The following is a 15,116-nucleotide window of genomic DNA, read 5'->3' as shown; positions in this document are numbered from 1 at the left end:
CGCGTCCGGATGGCGACGTAGGCTGGACGTAATGTTGCTCTCCGATCTCATCCCCGCTGCCGAGCCCGCTGCTGACGGCCGTCCGGCCCGGCCCTCCCCCGACGCCGTGTATGACGGGTTCCTGGACTGGACCCGCTCCCGGGGCGTGAGCCTGTACCCCGCCCAGGACGAGGCCGTCATGGAGTTGGTGCAGGGCCACCACGTGATCCTGGCGACCCCCACGGGATCCGGGAAATCCCTGGTGGCCGTGGCCGCCCACTTCCACGCCCTGTCCACGGGTCAACGGACGTACTACACGGCGCCGATCAAGGCCCTGGTCTCCGAGAAGTTCTTCGCCCTGGTGGAGATCTTCGGTGCGGACCGGGTCGGCATGGTCACGGGTGACTCCTCGGTGAACGGGGACGCCCCCATCATCTGCTGCACGGCGGAGATCCTGGCCAACCAGGCCCTGCGCGAGGGCTCCGGCCTGGACGTGGGCACGGTGGTCATGGATGAGTTCCACTTCTACGCCGACCCGCAACGCGGATGGGCCTGGCAGCTGCCCCTGCTCGAGCTGCCGCAGGCCCAGTTCCTGCTGATGAGCGCCACCCTCGGGGACACCACGCGTTTCGAGGAGGACCTGGGTCAGCGCACGGGCCGCACCGCCGTCACGGTGGCCCACGCGGAGCGGCCGATCCCCTTGACCTTCGAATGGTCCGAGGACCACGTCCAGGACAAGGTCGACGAGCTCGTCCAGACCCGCCAGGCGCCCGTGTACGTGGTGCACTTCTCCCAGCTCGACGCCGTGGAGCGGGCCCAGGCGCTGTCCTCGGTGTCGGTGGCCAGCCGAGAGGAGAAGGACGCCATCGCCGAACGGATCGCCGGCTTCAAGTTCTCCGCCGGGTTCGGCAAGACCCTCAACCGCCTCGTCCGTTCCGGGATCGGGGTCCACCACGCGGGGATGCTGCCCAAGTACCGCCGCCTGGTGGAACGCCTGGCCCAGGAGGGCCTGCTGAAGGTCATCTGCGGCACGGACACCCTCGGCGTGGGGATCAACGTGCCCATCCGCACCGTCCTGATCACGGCGCTGAGCAAGTATGACGGTGAGCGCACCCGCATCCTGCAGGCCCGCGAGTTCCACCAGATCGCCGGCCGGGCCGGTCGGGCCGGGTATGACACCGCGGGGCTCGTGGTGGTCCAGGCCCCCGAGCACGTCATCGAGAACGCGAAGACCCAGCAGAAGCTTGCTGCCAAGTTCGCCGGCGTCAAGGACGAGGCGGAGCGCAGCAAGCGCATGAAGCAGTCCACGAAGTCCTCCCCTAAGAAGACGCCGCCGAAGGGCTTCGTCTCCTGGGGCCGGGCCACCTTCGAGAAGCTGATCTCGGCCGATCCGGAACCCATGTCCAGCCAGATGCGCATCAGCCACTCCATGCTGCTGAACATCCTGGACCGGCCGGGCGATCCGGTCATCGCCGTGCGTCGCATGCTCCGCAACAGCCACGAGAGCCCCGCCAAGCAGGCCGCCCACATGCGCCGCTCCCTGGGCATCTTCCGCGAGCTGCTGGCCACGGGGGTGGTGGAGAAGCTGCCGCAGCCGGACGCCGAGGGCCGCACCGTGGACCTCACGGTGGACCTGCAGGCCAACTTCGCCCTCAACCAGCCCCTCTCCCCCTTCGCCCTCGCCGCCTTCGACCTCCTCGACCCCGCGGACCCGGGGTACGCCCTGGACCTGGTCTCGATCGTCGAGGCCACCCTCGAGCCGCCGCGCCAGGTGCTGTCCGCCCAGGTCAAGAAGGCCCGCGGGGAGGCCGTGGCCGCCATGAAGGCCGAGGGCATGGACTACACGGACCGGATGAACGCCCTGGACGAGGTCACCTACCCGATGCCCCTGGCCGAGCTGCTCGAGCAGCAGTTCGAGACCTACCGGGCCACGGCGCCCTGGCTGAACGACTTCGAGCTGACCCCGAAGTCCGTGGTCCGGGACATGTTCGAACGGGCCATGGGCTTCAGCGACTACGTGAATTTCTACGGCCTGTCCCGCTCCGAGGGGGTGCTGCTGCGGTACCTGACGGACGCGGTGAAGGCGCTGCGGCAGACCATCCCCCAGGACAGCCGGGACGATGAGCTGGACGTCCTGATGGCCTGGCTGGCGGAGATCGTCAAGCAGACCGACTCCTCCCTCATCGAGGAGTGGGAGGACCTGGTGGCCGGGGACGTGGAGGAGCTCAAGAAGGACCACGAGCAGCTGGCTCCCCCCGAACCCCCGCGGCTCACGGCCAACCGTCCGGTCTTCACGGTCATGGTCCGCAACGCGATGTTCCGCCGGGTCCGCCTGTTCGGGGACGAGCAGGACGCCGCCCTCGCCGAACTCGGCAGCCAGGCCGGGGACGCCTTCTCGGCGCAGGACTGGGCAGATGCCCTGGACGGCTACTTCGGTGACTATGAGGACATCGACGACGGCCCGGCCGGCCGCGGACCGCAGTACTTCCGCGTGGACAGCACCCCGAAACCAGGGCCCGACGGCGGCGCACCGGTGGGCGTGAGCGGTCACCGCTGGTGGCAGGTCCGGCAGGTCCTCGTCGATCCGGAGGGCAACCTGGACTGGGGCATCAACGCCGTGGTGGACCTAGACGCCTCGGACGAGGCCGCCCACCCCGTGGTGCACGTGGTGTCCGTGGGCGCGCCCGAACCGGGGTGGGTGGTATGAGCCGGGACGCCGTGAGCCGGGTCCCCGGCACCATCCGTCCGGCCCGACCGGACGATGTCCCCCATATCCTGCGCCTCATCCACGACCTCGCGGTCTACGAGAGGGAACCGGATGCGGTCAAGAACACGCCGGAGGCCCTGACGTGGCATCTCTTCGGGGAACACCCCGCCGTGTTCTGCCATGTGGTCGAGGAGGGCGGGGGCGAGGGCGGCGAGGCCACCGTGGTCGGCCTGGCGCTGTGGTTCCTGAACTACTCCACGTGGGAGGGCACGCACGGGATCTGGCTCGAGGACCTCTACGTGGATCCGGCGGCCCGTGGCCGCGGCCACGGCAAGGCGCTGCTGCTGCACCTGGCCTCTCTCGCCGCCGAGCGCGGTTATGCCCGGATGGAGTGGACCGTCCTGGACTGGAACGAGCCCTCCATCGGGTTCTACCGGGCTCTGGGGGCCGCGCCCCTGGACGAGTGGACCACCTACCGGCTGTCCGGCGAGGCCTTACGCCGCGCAGCGCAGAGCGGCCCGGCACAGGACGACGCGGCACCGGACCCGGGCAGCGTCCGGTGAGGGCCGGCGTCGCGGGTGATCCGCGCTGTTTCGCGGCGCCGGCCGCGGTGCTCGCGGACGGATCCGCCAGCCACCGCGTCGGCACCACGTCTGAGCTGCTGGACGGCACCCGGATCACCGACCACTGGTTCACGGTGCCGCTGGACCATGCCCGGCCCGAGGGTCAGCCGATCACGGTGTACGCCCGCGAGTACCGGTCAGCCGCGGCGGAGCCGGACCCTGTGCCGGCCGCGGCGGAGACGGCCGAGCTGCCCTGGTTGCTCTTCCTGCAGGGCGGCCCCGGGGGCAAGGGCGTCCGCCAGGCCCGGCTCGGCGGCTGGATGAAGGAGGCCGCGCGGCATTTCCGGATCCTCATGCTGGACCAGCGCGGGACCGGACTGTCCACCCCGGCGAACCGGCAGACGCTACCGGCGCTGGGCTCCGCCGCGGAGCAGGCGGACTACCTGGTGCACTTCCGGGCGCCGTCGATCGTCCAGGACGCCGAGCTGATCCGGCTGGCGCTGGGCGCCGGGCCCTGGACGGTCCTGGGCCAGAGCTTCGGCGGGTTCTGCGCCCTCAGCTACCTCTCGTGGCATCCCGAGGGGATGGCCCGGGCCCTCATCACCGGCGGACTCGCACCCCTGACCGGTCACGCCGAGCGGGTCTACCGGGCCACCTTCGAGCGGATGCGGGCGCGCAACGCGGAGTACTTCGGCCGGTTCCCCGAGGACCGCCGGGCGCTGGCCCGCATCTACGCGAGGGTCCGCGCCGGTGGGGTCATGCTGCCGGACGGCTCCCCGGTCACCGTGGGCCGGGTGCAGATGCTCGGGATGTACCTGGGCGGCAACACCCGGATGGACCAGTTGCACTATCTGCTGCAGGAGGCGTTCGTCGAGTCGGCCGGTGGGCCGCAGCTGTCCGACACCTTCCTGCAGGGCCTGTACCAGCAGGTCAGCCGGGCCGCGAACCCCCTCTACCTCGTGATGCACGAGTCGATCTACGCCCAGCCCCTCGAGTGCGGAGCCACCGGCACCGCCGGCAGCACCGCGACCGCCTGGGCGGCGCAGCGGCTCCTGGAGACCTCCCCCGGGCTGGCCGATTTCGACCCCGCCCGGGCCGAGAACCCGCTGCTCACCGGCGAGATGGTGTTCGACTGGTACCCGGAGCTGGATCCGGCGCTGGCGCCCCTGGCGGGGGTCACCGAGGCGCTGGCGCAACGCGAGGGCTGGGGGCCGCTCTACAGCCCGGATCGATTGGCCGAGAACACCGTCCCGGCGGCGGCGGCCGTGTACACGCACGATGTCTACGTGGACCGCGACCTCTCGCTGGAGACGGCCTCCCGTGTGGCCGGGCTCGAGGTCTGGGAGACCGATGAGTACCAACATGACGGCCTCGGTGACGACGGTGCCGTGATCCTCCGGCACCTCCTCGAGATGACCAGCGGCTGACAGGCCGTTGACAGGCCGCTGACCGACCGGTGAGAAACGGAGGGCCCCTCCCGGACGGTGTCCGGGAGGGGCCCTCCGTCATCTGACGAGGTGGGTCGGGTCAGACCTTCGGGCCCTGGTTCTTGACGATGGAGTCGGAGATCTCCGGAACGTCGCGACCCTCCGCCGTGGCCGAGGCCACGCGGGTCTCGTGGGCGGTCCGGATGATCTCGGAGTAGCTGTCCTTGTGATCGATCAGGTCCTTGCGGAAGTGCGGGGAGACGTCTTCCGCCGCGCGCGTCCACCGGTCCATCTTCTCCTCGGCGACCCGGCGCTCATCGGCCGTCGCGTCCTCGTCCAGCTTGGTGTAACGGTGCGCGAACTTCTCGGCGTTCTGCAGGGCCACCAGGGCCTTGCCCTTGGGGCTGTACAGGGAGGCGAACACGGTGACCACGAGGATCCCGAGGATGACCAGCAGGGACAGGCCGGTGGAGATCTCCACCACCGGGACGTTCTCGCCGTCGTTGATGAAGGGCAGGTTGTTCTCATGCAGGGCGTGCAGGATGAGCTTGACGCCGATGAAGCCCAGGATGGCCACCAGGCCGTAGGAGAGGTAGACGAGGCGGTCCAGCAGCCCGTCGATGAGGAAGAACAGCTGGCGCAGACCCATCAGCGAGAACGCCGTGGCCGAGAACACGATGTACGGATCCTGGGTCAGGCCGTAGATGGCGGGGATGGAGTCGAAGGCGAAGAGCACGTCGGTCAGGCCGATCGACACCATGACGAGCAGCATGGGGGTCATCAGGCGCTTGCCGTTCACCCGGGTGAAGAGCTTGTCCTCGTGGTACTCGTCCGAGGCCGGCAGGATGCGCTTGGCCAGCCGCACCAGGACGTTGTCCGCCTCGTCCTTGTTCTCCTCGCTGCCGGTCAGCTCGCCCTTCAGCTGACCGCCCGCGATGAGCAGCAGGGCCAGGCCGAACAGGTAGAACACGTCAGACCACAGCTCGATCACCGCGGCACCGAGCAGGATGAAGACGGTGCGCGAGATCAGGGCGAAGGTGATGCCGAAGAGCAGCACCTTCTGCTGGTACTCGCGGGGGACCTTGAAGGAGGCCATGATGACGAGGAAGACGAACAGGTTGTCAACGCTCAGGGCCTTCTCGGTGATGTACCCGGCGTAGTACTCCACGGCGTGCTGGGTATCCCCGAACAGGAAGAACACGAGTCCGAACACGAGGGCGATCCCCACGTAGATCGCGGACCAGATGGCCGCTTCCCTGATGGTCGGGATGTGGGCCTTCCGCACGTGGAAGATGTAGTCGAAGGCCAGGAGCGCGATGATCACCGCAATGGTGATGATCCACGTCAGCGCTGTGATTTCCATGCAGTCACTTTCCGTTCAGATGGGTGTGTGCCGCAAGTCTCTCCGCCCACTGGCACCAGTAGGCCACTGCGTCCGGCGGGCCCTTCGGGATGCATGGTGCACCGCCCGGGTGGTCCGCGTGTTGACGTCCGCAGTGTTCGGGATACTCCCCTACGCCGTGGCCCAGTGTACCGCGAAGCCCCGGCCCCGGATCAGGACCGTCCTATTCAGGCGTGGCCCTCCCGCTTCATCTGGCGCAGTTCCTTCTTCAGGTCCGCCACCTCGTCGCGGATCCGCGCGGCCAGCTCGAACTGCAGGTCGACCGCCGCCTGGTGCATCTGCCCACTCATCTGCTCGATCAGGTCCGAGAGGTCCTTGGCCGGCAGCTTCGCGACGTCCGGCGCGCCCGAGGCACCGGCATGTGCCGCCGTGGCCCGCTGCTCGTCCGAGATGGTGGCGGTGTACCCGCGCTTGCCCATGCCGTAGTCGAAGCCGGATTTCACCCCGCCCATGCCGGCGAGGAAATCCGCGGAGTCCGCATCCTCGCGGGCCAGCTGGTCGGTGATGTCCGCGATCTTCTTGCGCAATGGCGTCGGGTCGATCCCGTGCTCCGTGTTGTAGGCCACCTGGACCTCGCGGCGGCGGTTCGTCTCATCGATCGCGAACCGCATGGAGTCCGTGATCCGGTCCGCGTACATGTGCACCTGGCCGTCCACGTTGCGGGCTGCACGGCCGATGGTCTGGATGAGGGAGGTCGCCGAACGCAGGAAGCCCTCTTTGTCCGCGTCCAGGATGGACACCAGCGACACCTCGGGCAGGTCCAGGCCCTCGCGCAGCAGGTTGATGCCCACCAGCACGTCGAAGGTGCCCCGGCGCAGCTCCCGCAGGAGCTCGACGCGCCGCAGGGTGTCCACGTCCGAGTGCAGGTACTCGACCTTGACCCCGTGCTCCAGCAGGTACTCCGTGAGGTCCTCCGCCATGCGCTTGGTCAGGGTGGTCACCAGGACGCGCTCATCCCGGGCGGAGCGCACCCGGATCTCCTCGAGCAGGTCGTCGATCTGGCCCTTGGCCGGCTTCACCACGAGCTCCGGGTCCACGAGGCCGGTGGGCCGGATGATCTGCTGCACCACGCCGTCCGCCTGGCCCAGCTCGTACTTGCCGGGGGTGGCGGAGAGGTAGACGGTCTGGCCGATCCGCTCCAGGAACTCGTCCCACTTCAGGGGGCGGTTGTCCATGGCCGAGGGCAGTCGGAACCCGTGTTCCACCAGGGTGCGCTTGCGGGACATGTCGCCCTCGTACATGGCCCCGATCTGCGGGATCGTCACGTGTGACTCGTCCACCACGAGCAGGAAGTCGTCCGGGAAGTAGTCGAGCAGGCAGTGCGGCGCGGAGCCGCCCTCGCGGCCGTCGATGTGCCGGGAGTAGTTCTCGATGCCGTTGCAGTAGCCCATCTCCTGCATCATCTCCAGGTCATAGGTGGTGCGCATCCGCAGCCGCTGTGCCTCGAGCAGCTTGTTCTGGGACTCGAACTCCTGCAGCCGGTCACGCAGCTCGTCCTCGATGGTGCCGATGGCCCGGTGCATGCGTTCGTCGCCGGCCACGTAGTGGGAGGCCGGGAAGATGTACATCTCCTCCTCCTCGCGGACGATGTGCCCGGTGAGGGGGTGCAGGGTCTGGATGGACTCCACCTCGTCCCCGAAGAACTCGATCCGGATGGCCAGCTCCTCGTACATCGGGATGATCTCCACGGTGTCCCCCCGCACCCGGAAGGTCCCCCGGTGGAAGTCCTGGTCGTTCCGCACGTACTGCATGGCCACGAACTGGCGCAGCAGGGTGTCCCGGTCCATCTCCTCGCCCCGGCGCAGCGTCACCATCTGCTCGATGTACTCCTCGGGGGTGCCGAGGCCGTAGATGCAGGACACGGTGGCCACCACCACCACGTCCCGCCGGGTCAACAGGGCGTTGGTGGCCGAGTGGCGCAGACGCTCGACCTCCTCGTTGATGGAGGAGTCCTTCTCGATGAAGGTGTCCGACTGTGGGACGTAGGCCTCGGGCTGGTAATAGTCGTAGTAGGACACGAAGTACTCGACCGCGTTGTTTGGCAGCAGCTCCCGGAACTCGTTGGCCAGCTGGGCCGCCAGGGTCTTGTTCTGGACCATGATCAGCGTGGGCCGCTGGAGCTTCTCCACGAGCCAGGCCGTGGTCGCGGACTTGCCGGTGCCGGTGGCCCCGAGCAGCACCACGTCCTTCTCCCCGGCCTGCACCCGTTCGGTGAGTTCCGCGATCGCCTTCGGTTGGTCACCCGAGGGCTGATAGTCCGAGATGACCTCGAACGGTGCCACCTGCCGGTTGATCTTCTGCGCCAGACTCATGGACCCACCGTACAACTGTTCGAGTGGCTACGTCAGCTTCGGGGCCACGTACTCGTCCCACACCCGGCGGGTGGTGCGGCGCAGGTCCTCGAGACCGGCGTCGTTGACGATCAACACGTCCGCCACCGCCCGGCGTTGCTCGTCCGTGGCCTGCGCGGCCATCCGAGCCCGGGCGTCTGCCTCGGTCATGCCACGGTCCCGGACCATGCGGGCCACCCGCTCCTCGGCATCGGCCTCCACCACCAGCACCAGGTCATAGGCGTCGGCCTGGCCCGTCTCCACCAGCAACGGCACGTCCTGGACCACGACCGCGTCCGGTCCGGCCTCCTCGACCAGCCGGCGGCCCTCGGCGCGCACCAGCGGGTGGATGATTCCGTTCAGTCTCTGCAACGCCTCGGGGTCGGCGAACACGAGCTGGCCCACGGCGGCCCGGTCCATGGTGCCGTCCACTGCGATGGCCGAGGGACCGAAGGCCTCCCGGACCCGGAGCAGGCCCTCCGAGCCGGGCGCGACGACGGTCCGGGCCAGGGAGTCGGAGTCCACGACGATCGCCCCCAACCGGACGAGCTCGGCCGCCACCGTGGACTTGCCCGAGGCGATACCTCCGGTCAGACCGACGTGCAGGCGTGGACGGACGACAGCGGTGCCCGTCACGGGGTGCCCGCGTCCTGGGCACCGGCAGCAGACCGGCCATCGGCGGAGGCGGTTTCCTCTGCCTCCTCGAGGACGGGTTGCACCCGGTCCTCCCAGAACCGCCGGGTGGCCTCGGCCAGGTCGTTCAGGCTCGTGTCGTTGACGATGACCTCGTCGGCGACCTCCCGGCGCTCGGCATCCGTGGCCTGGGCGTCGACCCGCTGCCAAGCCTCCTGGATGGACATGCCGCGCTCATGCACGAGCCGGGCCACGCGGTCCTCCGCGGCGGTCTCCACGGCGAGGACCAGATCGAACTCCCCCCCGGAGGCGGTCTCCACGAGCAGCGGCAGATCCACGATCACCACCGACTGAGGGCCGGCCTCCTGGGCCCGGTCGAGGATCTCCTGGCGGACCCGCGGGTGGACGATCGCGTTGAGGCTCTCCCTCGCAGCGGAGTTGCCGAAGACGATCTCCGCCAGGGCCTGGCGATTCAGCTCTCCGCGCTCGGTGATCACGTCTTCGCCGAACCGCTCCCGGATCTCAGCCAGGGCGTCACTCCCCGGAGCCACGGCAGCACGGGCGATGTCGTCGGCGTCGATCACCACGGCGCCCAGCTCAGCCAGTTGCCGCGCGACGAGGGACTTGCCCGAGGCGATGCCGCCGGTCAGGCCGATCATCAGCAGTCCGCGGCCCTCCATGGCCTGCTGCCGGTGATAGGTGTTCGGCTGCAGGACCTCGTACTCGGGCTCGGTGCCCACCTCGTACTCCGGCCGGATCACGAACTCGTTCAGGTCGTGTTCGTCCTCGTGGGCGCGGCGGTGGTACTCCTCGAGCGGCAGGACCTTCTTCCACTGACGGGTGCGCAGCGGCCGGACGGTCCCGGCGTCCTCACGCAGGGCGCGGAGCAGCAGCCAAGACTGGAACAGGGCCAGGGCCATCACCGGTGCGCCGATGACGATGATGACCTCCTGCATGGCGGCCAGACCGTTCTCACCCGACGTCACGAGGATCACGGCACAGACGAGTCCCACGGACACGGCCCAGAACACCCGCTGTCGCTTCGGGCCCTCGTCCTCGTGGCCCGAGGCCATCGAGTCCAGGACCAGGGCCCCGGAGTCCAGGGAGGTCACGAAGAAGATGACGATGACGACCAGGGCCAGCACGGCGGTGACCAGGTACAGCGGGAAGGACTGCAGGAGCTGGAAGAGCGCCGACTCCACGTTCCCGTCCGTGACGATGGTCTGGTTCAGGGATCCCGCGGTGCCCTCCGCCCGGTCGATGGTGAAGGCGCTGAGGCCGTAGATGCCGAACCAGATGACCACGAAGGCCGTGGGCAGGCCGAGGCAGGCGGTCACGAAGGCGCGGATCGAGCGGCCGCGGGAGATCCGGGCGATGAAGAGGCCGACGAAGGGCGACCAGGTCACGGTCCAGGCGTAGTAGAAGACGGTCCAGTCGCCCGACCACTCGCCGCCGCCGAAGGTGTCGTTGAAGAAGGAGAGCATCGGCAGGTTGGACAGGTAGGCGCCGGCCGACTCGACGATGCCGCGCACCGTGTCCATGGTGGCGCCCCACATCAGGACGTACACCAGCAGCACGATGGCCAGGATGATGTTCAGGTACGAGAGGCGCTTGATGCCCTTGTCCAAACCCGCCAGGGCCGAGGCCAGGGCGATGCCGGTGATCACGGCGACGATTCCGGCCTGCATCCAGCCACTGACGGGGACACCCATCACGTAGTTCATGCCGCTGTTGATCTGCATGGCGCCCAGGCCGACGGAGACCGCCAGGCCGAACACGGTGGACACCACCGAGATGATGTCCACGAGCTTGCCCCAGGGTCCGTGGATGCGGTCCCCGAGCAGGGGCTGCAGGGCCGAGGACACCCTCGGCGGGAGCTTGCGCTTGTAGGTGAAGTAGCCGAAGCACAGACCCGGGACCACGAGCAGGGCCCACATGTGGATGCCGAAGTGGAAGTTGGAGATCGCCAGGGCCTGGGTGGCCGCCTGGTCCGAGAACGGCTCGGTGCCGTACAGGGGCGGATTGGCGTAGTGGTTCATCGGCTCGGCCACGCCCCAGAACATCAGGGTGGCCCCAATGCCGGCGGCGAAGAGCATGCCGAACCAGGCGAGCCCGGAGAACTCGGGCTCCGAGTCGTCATCGCCGAGCTTGACGCGGCCGAAGCGGCTCAGGGCCAGTCCGACGGCGAAGACCACCAGCAGGGTGGTACCGAGCGTGTAGAACCAGCCCACCTCATAGCGCAGATATGCGGCCACCACGCCGAACCCGCCCTGGACCGGGCCGGGGAAGAGCGCCATCGCCAACGTGAAGGCCACGATGACCAGGGCCGAGACGAAGAAGATGGCCGGTCCGGTACGCAGCCCCAGCCGGTTGTGCAGTCGGGTCAGCAAGGAGTCCCCCTCAGGTTGGTTCCGTCGTGGGGTCCACAGACCGCACATGGATGAACACTGGCCAACAAAGTACCGCATTCAGCCCGTGGACTACCGAACAGTAGAGTGGTCGGCATGTCTGAGGAGCAGCCCGGGTCGCGGGCATCACGCTACACAGTGCTCCCCGCCACCGCCGTGGACCGACCAGTCGTCCACGAGCTGGAGATCCGCCGCTCCCGTTTCATCGGCCACCTGGTGCGGGTCGAGGATGAGCCCCAGGCCCGGGCCTTCATCTCCGACCTGCGGCGGAAGCACCACGAGGCCCGGCATGCCTGCAGCGCGTTCATCCTGGGCGCCGACCGTGAGGCCATGCGATCCTCGGACGACGGCGAGCCGGCCGGGACCGCGGGCCTGCCCATGCTCGAGGCGTTGAGCCTGCGGGAGACGGGCCCGGCACCGGACACCGTGCCGGCCCCTGAGTCCCCCGGCACCGTGGTGCGGGACCTCTCCGACGTGTGCGCCGTCGTCGTGCGCTATTTCGGCGGGACCAAGCTGGGCGCCGGTGGGCTGGTACGCGCCTACTCGGACGCCGTCTCCGCCACGCTGGACCGGGCCCGCCTGGTCACCCGGCAGCGGATGGTGCTGACCGGGGTCGAGGCCCCGCACGCGGAGGCCGGCCGCTGGGAGAACGAGCTGCGCACCGCCGGGTACCCCGTGCAGGAAACGCGCTACGGTGCGCGGGCGGCCACCCTGGTGGTGGCCCTGCCCGACGACGGCCGCTCGACTGCCGCGTTCGGCGCACGGATCGCCTCGATCACCGCCGGTACGGCGGAGGTCCAGACGCTGGGGACCGAATGGGTGGACCTGCCGTGAGCATCCCCTGGGGCCACACGCCGGAGGTGGGCCGCAGCCCCCTGGCCGCCGCCCTGGACCGCATCCCGCTCTCGCGCTGGCCGTACCCCGAGGCCTCCGGGCTGCAGGCCTTCGACGCCACGGATCAGCTGCTGCTGGACACGGCCTCCGCCTGGTGGCATGCCGGGCATGACGCCGGGCCCGGCGCGCTGTCCCGCCCGGCGCCGGCCGTGGTCCTCGAGGACCGGCACGGGGCCCTGACCCTCCCACTGCTCCAGGCGGGACACCCGGTCCGGCTCGGTCAGGACGCCCTCGCCCAGGAGCGATCCGTGGACCACAACCTGGGCCTCTGGCGGGAGGCGGCACCGCAGGACTCCCCCGAGTCCGGCCGCGGCACGCTCACCCGCCCCGGGATCGGTCCAGAGCTGCTCACCGGAGCCCGCACCGTGTTGCTCCAGCTCCCCCGCTCGCTGGATGCCCTGGAGCAGTGGGCCCAGCTGATCGCCAGCGTGGCCGCCGACGACGTGGTGCTGTTGGCGGGCGGCCGCGACAAGCACATGACCCGACGGCAGAACACGGTGCTGGAGCGATACTTCGCATCCGTGGTGCCCGGCCGCGGCCGGTCCAAGTCCCGTATCCTCACGGCCCGTGGGCCGCGGCGCGCGCTGCCCGCGCCCTTCCCCCGCACGGCGGACCACGCCCTGCCCGGCGTCGGCCCGGTCACCCTCGCGGCCTACGGGGCCACCTTCGGCGGACCGCAGGTGGACCCGGGCACCGCCCTGCTCCTGGAGCATCTGGGCCCGGCGATCCGATCCGCCACCGCCTCGGCAGCGGTCACCCGGGCGGTGGATGTGGGCTGCGGAAACGGGACCATCGCCGTCTACCTGGCCCTGGCCGGGCGGCGGCGGGACGGGGCCGGGGGGATCTCGGTGGTCGCCACGGACCAGTCCGCGGACGCGTGTGCCTCCACCCGGGACTCGGCCCGGCTGAACGGCGTGGCGGAGGCGGTCGAGGTCCGCCGTGACGATGCCCTCGCCTCCTTCCCGGACGCCAGCGAGGACCTGCTGGTGCTCAATCCCCCGTTCCACGCGGGGAACGCCGTGGATCCCCGGGTGGCCCTGCGCCTCATCGCCGAGTGTGCCCGCGTTCTGCGCCCGGGGGGTCAGTTGTGGTGCGTCTGGAACTCCCACCTGCAGTACCGCCCCGAGCTGGAGCGCCGCGTGGGGCCCACCCGTCAGCTGGCCCGGAATCCGACCTTCACGGTCACGGTCAGCACCCGCCGCTAGTCTCCACCCGGTCGGCTCCCGACAGACGGAAGGGCCCCGCACCACGGATGTGGTGCGGGGCCCTTCCCCGGAGCCTGCCCTTCAGGCAGGGACCGGGATCCGATCAGTTGCCGGTGAGCTTCTCGCGCAGTGCGGCGAGGGCCTCGTCGGAGGCCAGGGTGCCCTGGTCGGCGACCTGGCGGTCATCGGAGGAGTAGGAGGTGGAGCCGGACTCGACGTCCGCGGCGACCTCGGACTCCTCGTTCAGGCTGCGGGTGACCTGCTCCTTGTGCGCCTCCCAGCGGGCCTGGGCGTCGGCGTACTGCTGCTCCCACGCGGCGCGCTGGGTCTCGAAGCCCTCGAGCCACTCGTTGGTCTCCGGGTCGAAGCCCTCGGGGTACTTGTAGTTGCCCTCGTCGTCGTACTCGGCGGCCATGCCGTAGAGCGCCGGATCGAACTCGGTGCCCTCCGGGTCCACGCCCTCGTTGGCCTGCTTGAGGGACAGCGAGATGCGGCGGCGCTCCAGGTCGATGTCGATGACCTTGACGAACAGCTCGTCGTTGACGGAGACGACCTGCTCGGCGGTGTCGATGTGGCGCGAGGCCAGCTCGGAGATGTGCACCAGGCCCTCGATGCCGTCCTCGACGCGCACGAACGCGCCGAACGGAACCAGCTTGGTGACCTTGCCCGGCACGACCTGGCCCAGGGCGTGGGTGCGGGCGAAGAGCTGCCAGGGATCTTCCTGGGTGGCCTTCAGGGACAGGGAGACACGCTCGCGGTCCATGTCCACCTCGAGCACCTCGACGGTGACCTCCTGGCCCACCTCGACGACCTCGGACGGGTGGTCGATGTGCTTCCAGGACAGCTCGGAGACGTGCACCAGGCCGTCGACGCCGCCCAGGTCCACGAAGGCACCGAAGTTGACGATCGAGGAGACGGTGCCGGTGCGGACCTGGCCCTTCTCGAGCTTGTGCAGGAAGTTGGAGCGGACCTCGGACTGGGTCTGCTCGAGCCAGGCACGGCGGGACAGGACCACGTTGTTGCGGTTCTTGTCCAGCTCGATGATCTTGGCCTCGAGCTCCTGGCCGATGTACGGGGCCAGGTCGCGGACGCGGCGCATCTCCACGAGGGAGGCGGGCAGGAAGCCGCGCAGGCCGATGTCCACGATGAGTCCGCCCTTGACGACCTCGATGACGGTGCCGGTGACGACCCCGTCCTCTTCCTTGATCTTCTCGATGGAGCCCCAGGCACGCTCGTACTGTGCGCGCTTCTTGGAGAGGATCAGGCGGCCTTCCTTGTCCTCCTTGGTGAGGACGAGGGCCTCCACGCTGTCGCCCACGGCGACAACTTCGTCCGGGTCCACGTCATGCTTGATGGAAAGTTCCCGGGACGGGATGACGCCTTCGGTCTTGTAACCGATGTCGAGCAGCACTTCGTCGCGGTCGACCTTGACGACGGTGCCTTCGACCAGGTCGCCGTCGTTGAAGTACTTGATGGTGGCATCAACGGCGGCGAGGAAGTCCTCAGCAGTGCCAATGTCATTGATGGCGACCTGCGGGGCGGTGGAGGTAATGGTCATGTAGTAGGGG

Annotated in this window: 10 protein-coding genes; 5 read left to right on the top strand and 5 right to left on the bottom strand. The window is 69.3% G+C overall.

Going from position 1 to position 15,116, the window contains the following annotated elements:
* The first annotated feature begins 31 nt into the window (after positions 1-31).
* The 3 genes from AB0K08_RS08295 to AB0K08_RS08285 all read left to right on the top strand — a co-directional run bounded on the left by AB0K08_RS08295 (position 32) and on the right by AB0K08_RS08285 (position 4,676).
* Positions 32-2,686, top strand: a complete 2,655-nt coding sequence (locus AB0K08_RS08295) for a DUF3516 domain-containing protein (RefSeq protein ID WP_363353275.1) — start codon at positions 32-34, stop codon at positions 2,684-2,686.
* Complete coding sequence (locus AB0K08_RS08290) at positions 2,683-3,249, top strand: GNAT family N-acetyltransferase (protein ID WP_363353273.1); 567 nt, start codon at positions 2,683-2,685, stop codon at positions 3,247-3,249. The genes AB0K08_RS08295 and AB0K08_RS08290 overlap by 4 nt, the downstream gene beginning before the upstream one ends.
* A 95-nt stretch (positions 3,250-3,344) precedes the next feature.
* Complete coding sequence (locus AB0K08_RS08285) at positions 3,345-4,676, top strand: alpha/beta fold hydrolase (protein ID WP_363353558.1); 1,332 nt, start codon at positions 3,345-3,347, stop codon at positions 4,674-4,676.
* A 100-nt stretch (positions 4,677-4,776) separates the two neighbouring features.
* On the opposite strand, the gene AB0K08_RS08280 is transcribed toward AB0K08_RS08285, so the two are convergent.
* The 4 genes from AB0K08_RS08280 to coaE (AB0K08_RS08265) form a co-directional block, all read right to left on the bottom strand.
* The gene (locus AB0K08_RS08280) at positions 4,777-6,039 is read right to left on the bottom strand and encodes a TerC family protein (protein WP_363353271.1); all 1,263 of its coding nucleotides are present in this window, start codon (positions 6,037-6,039) and stop codon (positions 4,777-4,779) included.
* Positions 6,040-6,245: 206 nt separating this feature from the next.
* Positions 6,246-8,390: an excinuclease ABC subunit UvrB gene (uvrB, locus tag AB0K08_RS08275; protein ID WP_363353269.1), complete on the bottom strand. Its 2,145-nt coding sequence runs from the start codon at positions 8,388-8,390 to the stop codon at positions 6,246-6,248.
* A 27-nt stretch (positions 8,391-8,417) separates the two neighbouring features.
* A complete protein-coding gene (gene coaE, locus AB0K08_RS08270; RefSeq protein WP_363353267.1) occupies positions 8,418-9,044 on the bottom strand; it encodes a dephospho-CoA kinase in 627 nt (208 codons plus the stop codon).
* The gene (coaE, locus tag AB0K08_RS08265; protein WP_363353265.1) at positions 9,041-11,431 is read right to left on the bottom strand and encodes a dephospho-CoA kinase; all 2,391 of its coding nucleotides are present in this window, start codon (positions 11,429-11,431) and stop codon (positions 9,041-9,043) included. The genes coaE (AB0K08_RS08270) and coaE (AB0K08_RS08265) overlap by 4 nt, the downstream gene beginning before the upstream one ends.
* A 114-nt stretch (positions 11,432-11,545) precedes the next feature.
* Here coaE (AB0K08_RS08265) and AB0K08_RS08260 point away from each other — a divergent pair, with 114 nt between their 5' ends.
* Together AB0K08_RS08260 and AB0K08_RS08255 are read left to right on the top strand one after the other, a co-directional pair.
* Positions 11,546-12,283: a YigZ family protein gene (locus AB0K08_RS08260; protein WP_363353263.1), complete on the top strand. Its 738-nt coding sequence runs from the start codon at positions 11,546-11,548 to the stop codon at positions 12,281-12,283.
* Complete coding sequence (locus tag AB0K08_RS08255) at positions 12,280-13,548, top strand: methyltransferase (RefSeq protein ID WP_363353261.1); 1,269 nt, start codon at positions 12,280-12,282, stop codon at positions 13,546-13,548. The genes AB0K08_RS08260 and AB0K08_RS08255 overlap by 4 nt, the downstream gene beginning before the upstream one ends.
* Before the next feature lie 103 nt (positions 13,549-13,651).
* On the opposite strand, the gene rpsA is transcribed toward AB0K08_RS08255, so the two are convergent.
* Entirely contained in the window at positions 13,652-15,106 is a 1,455-nt protein-coding gene (gene rpsA, locus AB0K08_RS08250) for a 30S ribosomal protein S1 (RefSeq protein WP_363353259.1), read from the bottom strand.
* Between the last annotated feature and the right edge of the window lie 10 nt (positions 15,107-15,116).

It is taken from the genome of Citricoccus sp. NPDC055426 (assembly GCF_040677445.1).
Lineage (GTDB): Bacteria > Actinomycetota > Actinomycetes > Actinomycetales > Micrococcaceae > Citricoccus.
This window is presented reverse-complemented; position numbering and strand designations above follow the sequence as displayed.

Excerpts from the sequence above, each read along its gene's own strand:
- rpsA (WP_363353259.1), bottom strand. The coding sequence starts at position 15,106 with ATGACCATTACCTCCACCGCCCCGCAGGTCGCCATCAATGACATTGGC.
- AB0K08_RS08280 (WP_363353271.1), bottom strand. The coding sequence starts at position 6,039 with ATGGAAATCACAGCGCTGACGTGGATCATCACCATTGCGGTGATCATC.
- AB0K08_RS08290 (WP_363353273.1), top strand. The coding sequence starts at position 2,683 with ATGAGCCGGGACGCCGTGAGCCGGGTCCCCGGCACCATCCGTCCGGCC.
- AB0K08_RS08260 (WP_363353263.1), top strand. The coding sequence starts at position 11,546 with ATGTCTGAGGAGCAGCCCGGGTCGCGGGCATCACGCTACACAGTGCTC.
- AB0K08_RS08295 (WP_363353275.1), top strand. The coding sequence starts at position 32 with ATGTTGCTCTCCGATCTCATCCCCGCTGCCGAGCCCGCTGCTGACGGC.
- uvrB (WP_363353269.1), bottom strand. The coding sequence starts at position 8,390 with ATGAGTCTGGCGCAGAAGATCAACCGGCAGGTGGCACCGTTCGAGGTC.